Origin of the sequence: Bacillus sp. DE0042 (assembly GCF_007680225.1) — a bacterium.
GTDB lineage: Bacteria > Bacillota > Bacilli > Bacillales > Bacillaceae_G > Bacillus_A > Bacillus_A wiedmannii.
This window is the reverse complement of sequence record NZ_VEJP01000010.1, coordinates 109,922-127,224: the sequence shown is the minus strand read 5'-3', so window position 1 is coordinate 127,224 and position 17,303 is coordinate 109,922. Positions and strand designations below refer to the sequence as shown.

12 protein-coding genes are annotated in these 17,303 nt (G+C 35.1%); 3 read left to right on the top strand and 9 right to left on the bottom strand.

Translation table 11 applies throughout. The annotated features are described in order from the left end of the window. Nucleotides 1–13: 13 nt before the first annotated feature. The 9 genes from glnH to FS802_RS27280 form a co-directional block, all read right to left on the bottom strand. Nucleotides 14–844: a glutamine ABC transporter substrate-binding protein GlnH gene (gene glnH / locus FS802_RS27320; RefSeq protein WP_144525622.1), complete on the bottom strand. Its 831-nt coding sequence runs from the start codon at nt 842–844 to the stop codon at nt 14–16. Nucleotides 845–856: 12 nt separating this feature from the next. Further along, entirely contained in the window at nt 857–1,777 is a 921-nt protein-coding gene (locus tag FS802_RS27315; protein ID WP_144525620.1) for an amino acid ABC transporter ATP-binding protein, read from the bottom strand. Then, the gene (locus tag FS802_RS27310) at nt 1,722–3,182 is read right to left on the bottom strand and encodes an alanine/glycine:cation symporter family protein (RefSeq protein WP_000387179.1); all 1,461 of its coding nucleotides are present in this window, start codon (nt 3,180–3,182) and stop codon (nt 1,722–1,724) included. Before FS802_RS27310 ends, FS802_RS27315 begins: the two co-directional genes overlap by 56 nt. Nucleotides 3,183–3,341: 159 nt before the next feature. Next, on the bottom strand, nt 3,342–4,313 hold the full coding sequence (locus FS802_RS27305) for a phosphotransferase enzyme family protein (RefSeq protein WP_144525618.1): 972 nt from the start codon (nt 4,311–4,313) through the stop codon (nt 3,342–3,344). A gap of 23 nt (nt 4,314–4,336) precedes the next feature. Then, nucleotides 4,337–5,023 carry a CPBP family intramembrane glutamic endopeptidase gene (locus FS802_RS27300; RefSeq protein ID WP_144525645.1) on the bottom strand — a complete coding sequence of 229 codons (687 nt, stop codon included), beginning with the start codon at nt 5,021–5,023 and terminating at the stop codon, nt 4,337–4,339. Nucleotides 5,024–5,225: 202 nt separating this feature from the next. After that, a complete protein-coding gene (locus FS802_RS27295) occupies nt 5,226–5,825 on the bottom strand; it encodes a TasA family protein (RefSeq protein WP_000023371.1) in 600 nt (199 codons plus the stop codon). Between the two features lie 258 nt (nt 5,826–6,083). Beyond that, nucleotides 6,084–10,325: a S8 family serine peptidase gene (locus tag FS802_RS27290; RefSeq protein WP_144525616.1), complete on the bottom strand. Its 4,242-nt coding sequence runs from the start codon at nt 10,323–10,325 to the stop codon at nt 6,084–6,086. 390 nt (nt 10,326–10,715) lie between these two features. After that, nucleotides 10,716–11,357: a response regulator gene (locus FS802_RS27285; RefSeq protein WP_000590680.1), complete on the bottom strand. Its 642-nt coding sequence runs from the start codon at nt 11,355–11,357 to the stop codon at nt 10,716–10,718. 1 nt (nt 11,358) lies between these two features. Next, the gene (locus FS802_RS27280; protein ID WP_098707734.1) at nt 11,359–13,182 is read right to left on the bottom strand and encodes a GAF domain-containing sensor histidine kinase; all 1,824 of its coding nucleotides are present in this window, start codon (nt 13,180–13,182) and stop codon (nt 11,359–11,361) included. A 405-nt stretch (nt 13,183–13,587) separates the two neighbouring features. Here FS802_RS27280 and gerKA point away from each other — a divergent pair, with 405 nt between their 5' ends. From gerKA to gerKC, 3 genes are read left to right on the top strand one after another with little or no spacing between them, the layout of a single operon-like run. Further along, nucleotides 13,588–15,090 (top strand): spore germination protein GerKA, encoded by a 1,503-nt coding sequence (gene gerKA / locus FS802_RS27275; RefSeq protein WP_098654566.1) that lies wholly within the window; start codon nt 13,588–13,590, stop codon nt 15,088–15,090. Next, complete coding sequence (locus FS802_RS27270) at nt 15,071–16,177, top strand: GerAB/ArcD/ProY family transporter (protein WP_000185782.1); 1,107 nt, start codon at nt 15,071–15,073, stop codon at nt 16,175–16,177. The genes gerKA and FS802_RS27270 overlap by 20 nt, the downstream gene beginning before the upstream one ends. Beyond that, nucleotides 16,158–17,282 (top strand): spore germination protein GerKC, encoded by a 1,125-nt coding sequence (gene gerKC / locus FS802_RS27265; protein WP_000486842.1) that lies wholly within the window; start codon nt 16,158–16,160, stop codon nt 17,280–17,282. The genes FS802_RS27270 and gerKC overlap by 20 nt, the downstream gene beginning before the upstream one ends. The last annotated feature ends 21 nt before the right edge of the window (nt 17,283–17,303 follow it).

Here is a 17,303-nt window from a genome sequence, read left to right as displayed (position 1 = left end):
TGAAACTATCACTTTACTTCTCTTGTTTTTGCCCAATCCATTTCTCATACAATTTGTCGTACTCCCCGTTCGCCTTCATATCTTTTAGCAAGCTATTAATCTCTTTCGTTAAATCATCTGCACCTTTTTGCACTGCAATTCCGTACGGCTCATCCGTGAAAATTTTCCCTATAACTTCATAATTCGAATCTTGTTTTGCCATGCCGTAAAGAATTGCATTATCTGTCGTTAATACATCGCCTTTCCCTGCTTTTAACGCTGTAAATGCCTCACTGTAATTTTCAAATTCTAATACAGTCGATTCTGGTGATTTTTGACGAATATTATTTGTAGACGTTGAACCTTTTACCGCTAACACTTTCACACCCTTTTTCACATCATCAATACTTTTAATATCGCTTCCTTTTTTCACAAGTAACGATTGCCCTGCTTTAAAATATACATCTGAAAAATCTACTTCTTTTTTACGTTCTTCCGTAATTGTCATTGTCGCGATAATTGCATCAATATCACCATTTTTCAGTAGTGGAATACGCGTTTTAGACGTTACTTCTTTTAATTCTAATTTCTTTTCATCTCCAAAGATTTTTTTCGCAAGCGCCTTTGCGATATCAACATCAAACCCTTCTACCTGTCCTGTCGAAGGATTTTTCAAGCCAAATAAGTTCGTATCATTCTTCACCCCAACTACTAGTTTCCCGCGCTTTTTAATCTGCTCAACAGCCCCGCCTTGTTTCGTATTCGTTTCTTTCGTCTCATCTTTTTTACTTCCGCATCCAGCAACGACAAGTACGAATAAACATGAAAATACGATTAACGTAAACAACTTTTTCATTTTAAGCATAAAACTCCCCCTTTAATGATTTAACACTCTTCTTAAAAATAGACGAGCTCTTTCTTGTTCAGGACTTGCAAAAAATTGCGCCGGTGTTGTATCTTCAATAATTTGACCATCATCCATAAAAAAAATCCGATCTGCTACTTCTCGCGCGAATCCCATTTCATGCGTTACAACGACCATCGTCATCCCTTCTTTAGCTAGCGTCTTCATAACATCAAGTACTTCCCCGATCATCTCTGGATCAAGAGCAGACGTAGGCTCATCAAATAGCATAATTTCCGGCTGCATTGCGAGCCCCCTAGCAATTGCTACCCTTTGCTGTTGTCCTCCGGATAATTGATGGGGGTATACACTAGCCTTCTCCGGAATTCCTACTTTCTCTAAATAAAACATCGCTGTTTGCTCAGCTTCCTCTTTTGAAACTTTATTTACTTTAATCGGTGCTAGTGTAATATTTTGAAGAACCGTTTTATGTGGATATAAATAAAAATGTTGAAAGACCATTCCAATATTTCGGCGTAATTCATTCATATCTGTTTTTGCATTGTGTACTTCCGTATCTTGTACAATTAACGCTCCATCTGTAATTGTCTCTAACTGATTTATACACCGTAGCAACGTACTTTTTCCTGATCCGGACGGCCCAACAACTACTACCACTTCACCTTTTTTCACTTGTACATTAATATCTTTTAAAACTTGAAAGGTACCATAATATTTATTTACATTACGAAACTCTATCAACATACTCCCCCCTTCCCTTAACAAAGCATGTACATTCTTTTTATATTCAAAAATAGGCAAAAAAATAACTTCCAACCTCATTTTGTCCATAAAAAAAAGCAAAGGGATTTTCCTTTGCTTCTTCATTTCTATTCTATTAAGATACTTCTTCTTTCTTATCTTTTCCGTATTCATGCTCCCAGAAATCAGCATTTTTAATTCCTAATGGCCCTGGATCGAATACTGGATCTTTTCCTTCTTTTTTCTGCTTTTCATAATCCTTTAATGCAACTAATGCAGGTTTTTGTAATAATAAAATCGCAATGATATTTACCCATGCCATAATTCCTACACCGATGTCACCTAAAGCCCACGCCGTTGCTGCTGTTTTTATACAGCCGTAGAATACAGCTCCTAAAAATACAAACTTTAGTACCATAGACAGCCAAGGACGGTCTTTATCACGATTTAAGTACGCAATATTCGTTTCTGCAATGTAGTAATACGCCATAATTGTTGTAAATGCAAAGAATAGTAACGAGATTGCAACGAAACCGTTTCCAAATCCAGGGAAAACAGATTCTACCGCAGCTTGTGTATATCCCGGTCCTGGCTGAGCACCATTTAATTTATTTACGATAAAGTTTTTTCCGCTTGCATCAAATACGTTATACATGCCTGTAATAATCATCATAAATGCTGTTGCTGAACAAACAAATAATGTATCAATGTAAACGGAAAATGCTTGCACTAAACCTTGTTTAGCTGGATGTGATACTTCCGCAGCAGCTGCTGCATGTGGTCCAGTTCCTTGCCCTGCTTCATTGGAATAAATACCACGTTTTACTCCCCAAGAAATTGCTAAACCGATAATACCACCGAAAGCCGCCTCTAATGCAAAAGCACTTCTTATAATTAACATAAATGCTTCTGGCAACTTTTCAATATTCATAGCAACAATAACGCAAGCTACTAAAATATAACCAACTGCCATAAACGGTACGACAACTTGTGCCACGTTAACAATTCGCTTTACTCCACCGAAGATGATAAGAGCTAATACAACAACTAATACAGCCCCTGATACGGTAGTGTTAATTCCAAAAGCTGTTTCTAAACTTACAGCAATACTATTTGCTTGCACACCTGGTAGTAAAAGCCCCGTTGCAAGAATTGTCGCTGCAACGAATACTAATGCATACCATTTCACACCTAAACCTTTTTCAATGTAATAAGCAGGTCCACCACGAAACTGTCCTTGATGTTTCGTCTTATATATTTGTGCTAATGTAGATTCTACATAAGCTGATCCTGCCCCTAAAAAGGCCACTGCCCACATCCAAAATACAGCTCCTGGTCCACCAAATGCAACCGCTGTTGCTACCCCAGCTATATTCCCTGTCCCAACGCGCCCTGATAACGAAAGTGCTAACGCTTGGAATGAAGAAACACCAGCCTCTGATTTTTCACCTTGAAATGTCAGCTTAACCATTTCGCCTACGTGCCTTACTTGTAAAAACCTCGTTCGAATGGAAAAATATAAACCTACTCCTAAACATAAATAAACAAGTGCTGGACTCCAAACAATATTATTTAACCAATTCACGAAAGCTTCCAACATTCCCCCTCCTTCTTTATAAAGAATATTCAGAATATATATAAAATTATAAGTGTATACCTAATCTATAACAATATTATTTTAATAAAACAAACATATTTTTGTATAAAAAAACAAAGTATATATTTATTTTATATACTTTGTTTTGAACAAAATGTATTATATATTCACAATTGCTTCTTTGCTTATAATTCTTTCATATAATTCTTCCGATAATTTCCGGAAGTTATCTGGCATATCTTTCCCCTTAAACTTCTTTTGAAGTGTACCGTATAAACCAACATCACGTAGACGTAAAAACAACGGTAACGATTCATACCAACTATTCGCTAGTCTGTGCTCATACTCATAGCCTTTTCGTAACACTTGTAGCTGTTTACGAGCAAAGTCTGTCTTCTCTTCCGCTGTCCACGGTGTAAATAGAACAGAGTAATAGAGAACCATCGCTAAATCATGTATAAAGTAATTATAAGCCGCATCATCAAAATCAAAGATTGTTAGCTCTTTACCATCATAATGAAAATTACCGGGATGGATATCACCGTGCATAAGGCCGAACGTTTCTCTTTCAATTGGAAGAGCCTTTATTTCATCCATTAATACCGCTGCAATCTTTTTCACTTGATCATCTTCTAATTCATTAACAATCCCACTTTCGTCTTCTTCCCACGTATCACGATAATCTGTTTTAGGGTAGTTCATTGTTAAGCGGTGCAGTTGACCAATCGCTTTTCCCCATGCTTCAAAATAAGCATCTCCCCAATAAGGCGATTCTTTTCCTTTTACTTGTTCACCTTTTGCATATGTAAATAAAGATGCAAAAAAGAAAGTGCTATCTTCCGCTCCAATTTCTTCTACAAGATTTTGAGATTTTGAATAAAGAGGTCCTGCTACCTTTGCCCCATGCTCCGCAACATATCGTAAAAAATCTAGTTCAGCTTCAACTTCTTTTTTAGAACGATGAGAAGAGTGCGTTAAACGTAATACGTAATCTTCACCACTATCACCCTTTGCCTTAAAAATATAATTTTCAAAATCTCCAAGTGGCTTTTCTTCCACTGTTACATGAAATGCCTTTGCTGCTCTTGCTAAAACCTCTTTTGTAAAAACACGTTCTACAGCTATTTCCATATGTATCCCTCCTATATATCTTCTTAATTCGACATAAATGTGAGAAGTACTGCTATAAAATTGAATAATGCGTGGGCAATCATAGCTGATAAAATAGAATTTGTTTTCTCATATAACCACGCAAATACTACTCCACTAAAAAAATTCACTGGTAATGTGTTATATGTTGGAATATGAACAACGGTAAATATTATGGAACTTATAAGCACTCCGCCCCATATACCATATTTATCACGAAAAAACGTATAAAAAACCCCTCGATACAAAATCTCTTCATAGATTGGTGATATAACTGCTGCTCCAATTACCGCGATACAGAATGAATATATTGATTTATCATTTTGGACCGTTTCCGTTTTACTATTTTCAAAAGAAATACCCATTTTCTCCATTATCATTAATACAGCAATACTAACTACAATTAAGAAAATAACCGCTCCAAATGTCCATAAGAAATCTTTCCATGAAAGCTTCCAAATTCCAATATCTCTCCACGAGAGCTTATATCTTTTTATACAAAAAAGATAAACTACAGTAGTAAATATCACTGCCATTATAAATCCCATTAATACTCCAGCATATAATGAGTTCCCTATTATTTTTAAAGCATAGTCATAAAAAAGAGATTCAACAGTTACTGGAACAATAATAAATACAAACACAAATAAATATAAAATTTCTTTCCATCCCCACATACTTTTCAAAATTATATACACCATCCCTCTACTCCTTGTTTCCTTAAGTATAAAAGATGACGTAACGTAACTTTCAAGCTTATTTTTTTTCAAATAATCCAAGCATAATTTTCTCTCAAAACACAAAAAAGGTTGATTCACTAAATCAACCCTTACACTATTAAAAATTTTATTTCTCAATTCTTCATCAATTTATTCTTATATACAATTTTTATCTTTATCTCTCTTCACCTTTTGTCTGCATTGAATTGAAAGTCCAATTTAATTTTAATGAATCTCCTTGAAATACATTTTGCTCTTCATTGCTATCTACAAATGTGAACATTACATAGAAAGTATCATCATCACCAGGAGCAAGTCCATTTCCTTCTCGGTCTACAACACCTTTTTGTACAAGATCAGGAATACTTCCGTTTTGCGTAGCTACCTTTAATTCAGATAATGTAGTAGACCAAATTGGAACCTCATTTTTATCCAAATTCCATAAGAAATCGACACGGATATGATCACCAAAATCAGCACTTCCATTATCTCCTTTAGCATCGATTACACTATAATCTGTAAGAAGTTTCACGTCTCCTATCGCTAAAGTTCCTTTGTTAACTAATTGAAAACCGCGTTCCATTTCATCACCTGGTTTAATATTGTCGACATTAATAACAACTTCAGGATTAACACTCAAATCTAAAGTACCCGCTGCAAACGTGTTTTGTGATACTTCCTTATCACTAAAATACGCATATGTCCCCCCGCCAATTAAAGATAAACCAAGCCCTGCAGTTACAACACCCATACCAAGTTTTTTCTTAATACTCATTTCACAAGTCCCCCTATTTTTAAAGTTCAAACTCCAAACCTTATTTCCATCCCACAAACAATACTAATTAAACAAATAATATTCCCCATAACGAAACCTAACCAACGTTAAACTATTTACTTCATGTATACAAATAACTATCACTTTAAGAATAGCCGGTAATGTTACATCGAATCATTACCGGTCCATTGTTAGTAAATCCTATTTAATTCTATACTCATTGTTTTATCACTTAGTTTACTCTAGAATTGTGCCCACTTATTTTTTTGGCTCTAATCCAATGGAACGTAAGATTTTATCTAACGTCACTGGCCCTACATTTTCTTTCGGTTTCTGATTTTCTTTGGCATCTGGACCTTTTTTCAAGAAATTCTTCTCAATAAAACGAATATCTGTTTCATTTACAACACCATCTTGATTGACATCTCCATCTTTTACAGCCACTTTTCCTTTTTCATATGAAAGAGCTGCTATTCTAGCATCTTGAATATCTACCATTTTATCGCCGTTTACATCACCTGCAAGGCTGTCATCCATATCAGCTCTAAAGTTTTGTCCCACTAATTCTCCATCCTGCATTTTCCCTATTTTTGTAGTTAATTTACTATTTAAATGACCTGGCATTTCTACGAAAATATTATATTCTGTATCACTTACTGGAACACTATGAATTTCAAATTGCCCATTATCATCAACCGTTCCTGTATATTTCTTTCCATCCTTACCAACTGCATACACTTTTGCTCCTAGTTTTGTGTAGTCATTCTTACCTAAATACCCCTCTTCAGTTAAGAAAGCTTCTGGTCCAATATATCCTGTAACCATTGCATGTTTCGAAATAATAGAAAAGGATTTATCTTTAAACACAGGAATCTCAACGCCTTCTGATGCACCTGTTTTTGTATAAGAGAATTTATCTACTCCAAATGCTGTTAAATTATTAAAATACTCGTCACTCGTCATCTCAAATGTAACATCTACAAATGGTGCGTCTCCATCTAGACCTTTAAATTCTGTTCCTTCTAAAGATGCACCAACTTTCACCTTGTTTTCCCAGTTTCCTTCTTCATTTATCACTGGATCTTCTAATTTAATATTTAATCCATGTTGTTTTGCATATTCTGCAAGTGCTGGATTTGGTTTAACATCTACAAATTTAAACAACTGTTTACTATAAGGAATCTCAAATGTACCTGACATAAGTTGTTTCACATTATTAAGATTTAAAGTTAATGAAATTTTTTCTCCTAGTTTAACTTTATCCTTGTCATAGCTTGGGACAGCGTATTCCGTTCCCTCTTTAACAAAGACATAATCTTTAAATCCATTTGCCATATTTGATGCAGTTGCAAGATCATATCCAAATAACCTTAAATTAAGCGGTTCATTGATTTCCTCTGGAAGTAAACCAAATTTAAAATCACCATTGGCTTGAATTGTATTCAACCAACCTGACGGAAAAGCAGAGTTTTGGTAATATACAATTTCATTAGTTTTTTGGTCATACTGAAGGCCTTTTGCCTTTAATACATCTATCGTAGAATCATAAATGTTACCATGTACCCATAATGCACGCTGACCATCTTCTTCTTTGAACATAGATTCATTTACCTCATGAACGCCAGGTTTTACATCGGTAAATTTCATTTCAGGTTTGATATTATCAATAATTACGCTATCTCCTTTTGTATAAGGTTTCCCTTCTTTGTCATATCCAATGAAATCAAGTTGGTAATCTCCATCAGGCAACGTAACTCGCTTGTCTCCAATTGGATGATTTGGATCTCCTGTAAACGGGAATACATAGCCACCCATACCATCGAACATGATATATTCAATATTTGGTGTTAGACTGCTAGCATTAATTGTCCCCACAATTCCTAATGCCTTTCCTGTTTTTCGATCCTTCACCACTGCATCGATAGTTTCAAGTGGACTGTTCAATTTAAATGTCAGCGGTGAACTCGGCCTTTCCATAAATGGATGGAAGTTAGATGTATCTGTTGCCATTGCATCTCTCAGCAAATCTACAGATTCAATTCCTTTTTCTGTGAATTTAACTGCAAATGGCACTTGATATACTTCTTTTTCATTTTTTTTATTTGAAATATGAATATATCCCTCATATCTACCAAATTCAGCGTTTTCTGGAATGATAATTTCAGGGCTAATTTCCCCTGATGTACTAGGAGCTACTTTAATAGAATCTTGTACGTTCAGCTTCACACCATTCTTCGCTGCATCTTGCACACCTACACTTGTTGGTGAAAACTCTACTTCTAATTTAAACTCTTTCTCGTCTGTTTTATTGCTGTTCTTAATTAAGACTTTTCGACTATCTTTAATAGGTCCATTTCCCAATTGGTTTTTATACCCGAATGCAATAGACCCTGTTTTTTCTTCAATTTCTACTTCTTCATCATTTACAACGTTTGATGTTTTATCGATAACCTCGATAGCTGTATCTGCATGAACTGCACGATACGCATCAATTCGGCCTGATCCTACCTCAAATACAGAGCGTGCCTCTTTTAAGTCAACTGCAGTATTCATAAGCGCTTCTTTTACTTCAAACGGACTATAGTTTGGATGTTCTTGTAAAATGAGTGCCGCCACCCCCGCTGTATGAGGAGTTGCCATAGATGTACCTGACATACGTCCATACGCTACCGGATAATTTTCTCCATCCTTTGGATCATTAATATATTCAGGAACAGTTGAGAAAATAGAAACACCTGGCGCTACAATATCCGGCTTAATATCATCTGTTTTACTTGCAGGACCGCGAGAGCTGAAATCAGCTAAGTGATCTCCTTCTGTTTTTGTGTTACTCAGTTCTCCAAATGTTAAAGAGACATCTCCTTGGACAGCTTTTGCTTGCAATTTCTCACCATCTGCCTTTGTTAAGCGGAACGATGGAATAGATGAAGTACTTTCCCCAAGGTAACTTGTAATTTCACCATCTACATTGTTATATACAATTACCGCCTTTGCACCTGCTTCCTTAGCATTTTTAATTTTTTCATCGAATGTAATCTCACCGCGCTGGATGAGCGCTAACTTTCCTTGTACATCTTTCCCTTTAAAATCATCTATTTTCCCAAGACCTGTATATACAACAGATAATGATTGACCTTTCAAATCTTCAATCTTATCAGTAAAGCTTTTTCCAAGTAGCATCATTTTATCCACATGTAAATCAGCTGCATCGGCGGAAAATGTCGGGATAGTCATCGCAGCGTCACTTGCTCCTACTGTAATTGGAAGTGCTGCTGCACTAGGTGATCCAAGGGTGCCTTCTTCTGGACCACTATTACCTGCCGCTACTACTGTAACAACACCAGCTAACATCGCATTGTTTACTGCAATAGAAGTAGGATATAAAGGATCATTAATAGACGCACCTAATGATAAATTGATAACGTCCATATCGTCTTTCACTGCTTTATCAATCGCAGCAAGAATACCGCTTGTTTGTCCACTTCCATATGGACCTAATACACGATATGAATATAAATCTACATCCGGAGCGACTCCCGTAACTGCATAATCCACACTATTCTTTTTGTCTGCAGCAATTGTCCCAGCTACATGAGTACCGTGGGATGTATAGTATGCACTTCCATCATAAATTTCAGGATATCCTCCAGAATTTTGCCAATCCTTATACGTTGTCTCCATTGGATCAGCATCATTATTAACAAAATCCCATCCTTTTATTGAGTTCGGATCTATTTTGCTTGCATCTTCACCTTGCTTTGCACGATACCCTTTATAAGCATCTTTTAAATCAGGGTGGTTATAATCAATACCTGTGTCCAGTACACCTACCTTAATTCCTTTTCCTGTTATTTTTTCATCATGCAGCTTGTCCACACCAATTTGTGGTACACTATCTGCCATTTTGGGTTCGGCAGCCGTCTTAGCTGTTTCTTTCGGTAAATCAATTTTGACCTCACGATCTTCCCATACACGCTTAACAATACCAGTGCGAACTAAATCTTCGATCATATTCGCAGGTAACGACATTGCCACACCATTAAAAGCATTCTTATATTCTCTTGTTATTTTGGCAGTTTTAAAATCCGGCCCCTTATCTTTCTTTTTTTGAAGCTGTTCAAGCTCAGTTTTAAATCCTTTATGCGATGCTTCCACCTTTTGTTCTGCAGTTGAAAGAGCTATTTTTTTCCCTTTAGCTGCTTGTTTTAACATCTCGATTTTGCTAGGTGCTTGCTTAAATTCTACAATCACATTCACATTATCAGGACTTGCTGTATTAATGCCTGGTGAAATAACAAAACCAGTTTTTGTATCTAATGTTTTTAAAGCATTACGTTGTTCCTTTGTAAGTCCTTTCAATATAGAACTTGCATCATCAATTCCAGTTAAAGTAGATGTATTTACTTCTTCTGCCAATACGTTATATGGAATTCCTTGAGACATTAACATACCAACAGTTAGCGTTCCGATAAGTATTCTTCCGAATTTCCCCTTCTTCATAGCGCATCTCCTTATTATTAAAATTATTTTTTCTAAAATAAATCTTCTGAGCTCCTATGTAGCATTGGCAATTCTATCAACCTTGGATCTATTTAAAAGGATCAAAAATCTCCAACACTACTACCGCCATCCCCACACTTCTAATCTTCTTTCTATAAAAGCCCCCATAAATTGTTTCCAACTACAATGATTTACAACATGAATTATTAGTAGCTTTAAGAAATAATTCTATTTTTATTATTCCACATTCTAACTTTTCTGAAAATTAAACGAAAGGCGTATCTTTTTTCTAATGATTCTATGTCTACATAGTACAAAAGAACTATCTTGCTCTTTATTCTTTGTAATATAGAATAAAGAAACACGATAGTTCTTTTAAACATCTCTTATTTAATCCAACGGAACCAATTGATTTCGAACAGCATAAATCACCGCTTGCGACCGACTTTTCACATTTAGTTTTTTAAAAATTTTATTGATGTGAATTTTAACTGTTTTATCACTAATATACAGAGCTTCAGCAATTTCTTTATTACTAAGTCCTTTTACTAATTCAAAGAGAATTTCCTTTTCACGTTCCGTCAGTTCATTTTCATTTGATTCTACTTTCATTTTTTGCTGATGATATGTAATTAATTTTTTAGTCATACGCGGATGAATAACTGAATCGCCTCGATATAACATCCGAATTGCTGCTACTACCTGCTCCGATGATGAATCTTTCAATAAATACCCATCAGCACCAGCTTGGAGTGCATCCATTAAATACTCATCATGCTCATACATTGTAAACACAAGTACTCGGCAATTCGGATAATTTTTTTTCACCAACTCTGTAGCTTCAATACCATTTTTCCCAGGAAGATTAATATCCATCAAAATACAATCTGGTCTGCATTCTTCTACTTTTTCCAATACTCCGTCCCCAGAGCTAGCTTCTCCAACCACGTTCATATCAGATTCATCCTCTAGTATGCTCCGAATTGCGTCTCGTAAAAAAGCATGATCATCCACTACTAATATTTTAATCATTTTACGCACCCCTTGTTTGTGAATCTGGAATTAATAGTGTAATTTCTGTCCCTTTCCCTACAGAACTATCAATCTGTAAAGTAGCCCCTAATTGTTCAGCTTGTTCATTCATATGTAATATACCATAATGTGGCTCATTCTTCGTTTTAACCATAGACTCAAATAGTGAAAAACCAACCCCATTATCCTTAACCCTTAAAAGCACGTGCTCACTTTGATAGCTAAGTAAAACATCAGTCTTGTCTGCTTGTGCATGTTTTACAATGTTTTGCAAACTCTCTTGTAATGTATCAAAAATAGCTCTTTCTTTTGAAAAGCTAAGCGCACGTGCATGACCTCTTTCATGATATGTAATATCTAGTTCATATTCTTGTTTTAAAGACTTTATTTTACTTGCTATCGCCTGCTTTAGCCCTAATTGTTGTGTCGGATATGGTTTTAAAGCATAAATAGAATAGCGAACTTCTCCTAAGCTTCCTCTTAAATCTTTTATACTTTTCTCTACTATTTGTTGCATATCTATTGGTTTATCACGATATTTTTTCTGCGCGGATTCTAGTTGATATATCACCCCTGCCAATGTTTGCGCAATACCATCGTGAATTTCGCGTGCGATTCTATTTCTTTCTTCTAAAATCATTCTTTTTTCCTGTTCAGAAATCAATATCCTTGTTTTAACTACGTTAGCTAATTGATTAGAAAACGTAGCTAAAGACTGTACATCTTCCGGGAAAAAACCCGCAGTTCTACTTTTCCCTGCAACAAACATTCCGACTAGTTCATCATTTACAATAAGAGGAAAATATACAAGGGAGCGTATGACACTATCAAATATTTCATCTCCAGGAGCCGTACCAGTTTTCCAATCATTAAACACAAGATTTTTAGAGATTCCCTCAAACTTTTCGGAATGATCAGAAATATCAAAACGGACTTTCCCATCTTTTAATAGAAGATTCCAGTTTCCATCATCTTTTGTCCATATTCCATATGCTTGTATGCCAAAAAAACCTTTAAGTGCTTGTTTAATATGTTTCAGGTTCCCTCCGGTTAGTCCACGACTAATTTCTGTCGTAATAAGAAACAGCTCATATAATCGTTCCTTCTCCATCCTTATCCGTACAGAAAAAGAGCTAATAACTGAAATTGCTACAAGTGGAAAAAAGAAAAAAAGTACTGTAATCTCATTTACTTCCACACTATATGTACTAATTAATACATGCATCAAGGCCGCATAAGAGAAACCAAAAGTTTCGCAAAGGAATACCGTTACAGTTTTTTTATACCACTGATAGATTGAATATGGCTGTGGAAGGAGTATCATTAACAAATCGTAAAAGCGGTTGTTGAAAAAACAAAAAAACACGCAAAATAATAACAAAGATATTAAATTTTCATACAGAACTGACATATCTATATTGTTAATTAATAAGTGCATACATTTATTTGAAAACCATTCGGCCAAGATCAAGCTAAGCGCATGCTGAGTACTATTAAATAACATTCTTTGTATTGGTGAACGACGATGCAGGTGAATAATTAACGTTACGAGTACAATAGCAATAATAGTTATATGGATTCCAAACTGCCAACTCATAGCGTAAATTATGGGAAAGGTAAGCGAGCTCGTTCCTCTCCAAAATCGTACAGGAAAATACTCTGCAATCCCCATAAATATTAATAACAATATTAGTATTGTTGAATGAGAAGGGATTTTAATTTCAAGTAAAGATATAGTTATAGTAATCAAACCAAGAAAAGAAATAAAATAAAGATAAGAACTAGCAATCTTTTCTCTTATAAAAATAGAATTTACATCCTTCAAAACAACCCCTTCTTTCTTTATAAAACTTCATTTTCTCTATTATCCAATAAAAAACCGGCACTGGCAAAATGGAAGAACCTCCACTAGCCAATCACCGGCTGTGTACTGCACCTAAAAAGGCAAGACACAATACTATTATTATAAATCGCTTTTCTTAAATTTCCTATTCATCGAATGATGTAATTATATGTGCCGCTAGGTTTACCCTCCTATAGTACAAAAGATATATATTAATATCGCCAATCTAATATACGCTTCCTTCCCATTCTCCTAATTTTCATTTTCTTTAAGTATAGAAGATAAAAAACAGAATTTTCAATCTCCCCCCCGAATAATCCAAGCATAAATTTCTCACAAACAACAAAAATTAACTGAAGTGACTTTATTCTAAAAGAGGTGGACATTATGACAGAGCCTAAAGAACAACAAGAGAGTAAAAATCAAAAGCATATGTTTCCATCACTTCCGGAGAACATTAATTACATTGAAAACAAACTTTCCCATTCGGACGATATAAAAAAATTAGATATCCCTTTTCAAAATGGAAAAGGAACAATTATATATATCGAATCTTTAGCAGACCCAAATTTAATTCATCAATTAGCTCTTGAACCATTATTAACTCGATCGGATCTGTCTTTAGATAAAGCTTTTTCCACATTAAATATGAAAAAAGAAACAAATTTAAATTATGGTGTGCAGCTTTTATTACAAGGTAAATCTTTATATTTTCATGAACACGTCGACAGTTTTTGTATTTTCGAAACAGCTCTATCTTTAAAGAGAGATATAACAGAACCTGATAATGAAGGGATTGTCCGTGGACCGCATACTGGTTTAGTAGAAGATTTAGCAACCAATTTAGCTTCTATTCGTAAACTCATAAAAAGTCCACATGTCGTCGTTAAATATTTCACACTCGGTGAAGAAATGCATACGAAAGTGGCAATTGCTTATATGCAAAACATAGCTAATGACGATCTAGTTACAGAAGTAAAAAGAAGGTTAGAAACGATTAAGACAGATGCACTTATGCCTCCAGGATATATACAAGAATTTATAGAGGATACGTCTTTCTCACCCTTTCCGCAACAATTAAATACAGAGCGTCCAGATAGAGTCGCAGCAAATTTAATGGAAGGACGAGTTGCTATTTTATCTGATGGAGATCCAACTGCACTTATCGTTCCTGTTACGTTATTTGCTTTCTATCAATCACCAGATGATTATAATAACCGCTGGATTGTCGGTTCTTTCATCCGAATGATTCGCTTAGTCAGTTTCTTGATTGCCTTTCTCTTGCCCGCTATATATATCGCAACAGTTGCTTTTCATCCTGATGTGTTGCCGCTCGAACTTGTTTATACGATTAAAGCTTCATTAGAAAAAGTGCCACTTCCTCCTATTTTTGAAGCTCTCTTAATGGAATTAATCTTTGAATTATTACGGGAAGCTGGTATTCGCTTGCCAAGCCGAGTTGGACAAACAATCGGTATTGTAGGTGGTTTAGTAATTGGTGATGCAATTGTAAAAGCCGGTCTCGTTTCTTATACAATGATTATCGTTGTAGCTTTAACTGCAATCTCATCTTTTCTTGTTCCATCAAATGATATGAGTTCCGCAGTTCGGATTCTTCGTTTTCCGTTAATGCTCCTTGCTGCCATATTCGGCTATGTAGGAATATCATTCGGTCTTATTATAACTTTCGTTCATTTATGCCAGTTACATTCATTTCATACCCCATATCTTTCTCCTGTTGCTCCGATGCGGATAAAAGATATGAAAGACTCTTTTGTACGACTACCAATTTGGTCGTTTTGGGAACGACCACATGATTCAAAACCGAAAAAAATGCAACGACAACATGTAACGAGAGAGGATGAGAACGGTGACAAACACGCAAAGTAAAATTTCACTTGTTCAATTTACCTTTTTCGTTATTCAATGCCAAATCGGAGTTGGTATACTTTCTCTACCAAACCGTCTTCACCCAATAGCGAAAGGTGGCGGATGGATTTCTGCTCTCATCGCTGGTCTTGCAATTCAACTTATTATTTTACTTATGTGGCTTTTCTTAAAACGATTTCCTGATGCAGATATGTATGAAAGTGTTTGTATGCTATTTGGGAATAAGTTTGGAAAACTATTAGGTTTTGCTTATGTTTTTTATTTTACCCTTATCGGTATGACGGTTATGTTAAATGCTTGTAATGTCATTAAAGTTTGGATATTACAAGCAACTCCTTGGTATGCCACCCTCATGCTATTTACAATAGCTTGTTGTTACATAGCTTATAATACGTTCAAAGTCATCGTACGGTTTTACGTCATGGCTTCTATTCTCATTTTACCAATGGCTCTTTTAATTGCCCTAGGGCTTACACGAGCTGATTTTTCTTACATTTTTCCAATTACAGAAGCCGGATGGTGGAATATTATTCAAGCATCAAAAGAAACCATTACAGCTATGTATGGTTTTGAGATTATTCTTATCGCTTTCCCAAAAGTAAACGGGAGTTCTGTGGCAAAACTGAAAGCAATTTCTATCGCTAATGGATTTGTAACTCTTTTTTATACTTTTACTGTTTGGATTTGCTTTATCGTATTTAGTCCAAAACAAGTTGAACTTATTCCAGAGCCAGTTGCTTACTTATTGCGTTCTCTACATATTGGGATTATAGACCGAACCGATTTACTATTCATCCCAATATGGATGATAACTGTTGTAGCTTCTATTGCTAGTTATTACTGTGCTGCTTCTATAGGAATTGGACATATCTTCAATCTGGCTAATCATAAAAAGGCTGTTCCAATCGTTGGTATTATTGCTTTTAGTGTAGCCCTATTTATAGATACACCTGAAGAATTAAAAGTAATTGCAACTTTTACTGATAAGTTCACGTATATTTTCATAGTTGTCCTCCCTCTTTTATTTCTACTTTATTCAGTAATAAGGAATAAGAAAGGAGAACAGTATGTTCCAAAAAAGAGTTAAATTACTTTTTATATTATGTACTAGTGCATTCCTTTCTGGCTGTTGGGATCAAGAACCATTAAGAGAAGCGAGATTAGCTTATAGCATTGGATATGATATTACGGAAGAAAATAAACTTCAGCAAACGCTTGAACTCGTAAAAAGTTCAAGCGGAGAGCAATCTTCATTCGAGAATGAAATACATTCAGCAAACGGGCATAACATAAGGGATACAAGCGATGCCCTAAAAAAAAATGTGACTGGGAATATTCGCTATTTTAAATATGGTGTTCAATTACTAGGAACCAAAATTCTAAAAAAAGGTATACTCCCCTATTTAGATGTCAGCTTTCGGGACCCAACAAACCCAACTGCTTTAGTAAAACTTATTGCAGTAGATGGTGAAACATCCGAGATACTAGAAAAAAAGAAGGTAGGAAATTTACTAATTGGAGATTTTCTAAAGAAAAAAGTGAAAAGCTTAGAAGATATGAGTGTATTTCCAAAAGAAACTTTAGAAACAGCTGCTACAAAAATGTTAGATCCCGGTAAAGACTTTACCCTCCCTTCTATAAAAATAAAAGGAAAAGAAGTAATTACAAACGGGTTAGCTTTATTTAACAATGATAAATTAACTGGGCATTTACCTTTGAAACAATCTGTTTTATTCGTATTATTAACCGGAAAAATGGGAACAAGTGCCCGTATAACCCAAAAACTTACTAGCGATGAATCAGAGAAGACATCTGATTATTTAACAATGGAAGTTAGTAATCGAAAGTTAAAGCGAGACTTAAAAATAACAACAGATAGAAAAGGAAATGTATATGCTCACATTAAGCTTCAACTAAAAGTTATAGCCCTTGAGGCTCCAAGAGATAATATTTACAAAATGGAAGAAAGAAAAAAATTAAATGAAAAATTATCTAAACAACTTACAAAAGAAGCAAAACAAATAACGAACAGGTTACAAAAAGCAAATTGTGATGCTTTCGGTATCGGCAGACACCTTATCGCATATCACCCTGAGTTATGGAAGAAAAAAAATTGGAATAAAGATTATGCAAAAGTAAAATTCAAACCTGAAGTAGAAGTAAACATTTTGTATAGTGGTGTCTTAAAATAAAAGGTTGTATGCCACGCGGGC

Bases quoted from the DNA above. Each gene is read 5' to 3' on its own strand.
- glnH (WP_144525622.1), bottom strand. From the start codon at position 844: ATGCTTAAAATGAAAAAGTTGTTTACGTTAATCGTATTTTCATGTTTA.
- FS802_RS27315 (WP_144525620.1), bottom strand. From the start codon at position 1,777: ATGCTGATTTCTGGGAGCATGAATACGGAAAAGATAAGAAAGAAGAAG.
- FS802_RS27305 (WP_144525618.1), bottom strand. From the start codon at position 4,313: ATGGAAATAGCTGTAGAACGTGTTTTTACAAAAGAGGTTTTAGCAAGA.
- FS802_RS27295 (WP_000023371.1), bottom strand. From the start codon at position 5,825: ATGAGTATTAAGAAAAAACTTGGTATGGGTGTTGTAACTGCAGGGCTT.
- FS802_RS27290 (WP_144525616.1), bottom strand. From the start codon at position 10,325: ATGAAGAAGGGGAAATTCGGAAGAATACTTATCGGAACGCTAACTGTT.
- FS802_RS27285 (WP_000590680.1), bottom strand. From the start codon at position 11,357: ATGATTAAAATATTAGTAGTGGATGATCATGCTTTTTTACGAGACGCA.
- gerKA (WP_098654566.1), top strand. From the start codon at position 13,588: ATGACAGAGCCTAAAGAACAACAAGAGAGTAAAAATCAAAAGCATATG.
- gerKC (WP_000486842.1), top strand. From the start codon at position 16,158: ATGTTCCAAAAAAGAGTTAAATTACTTTTTATATTATGTACTAGTGCA.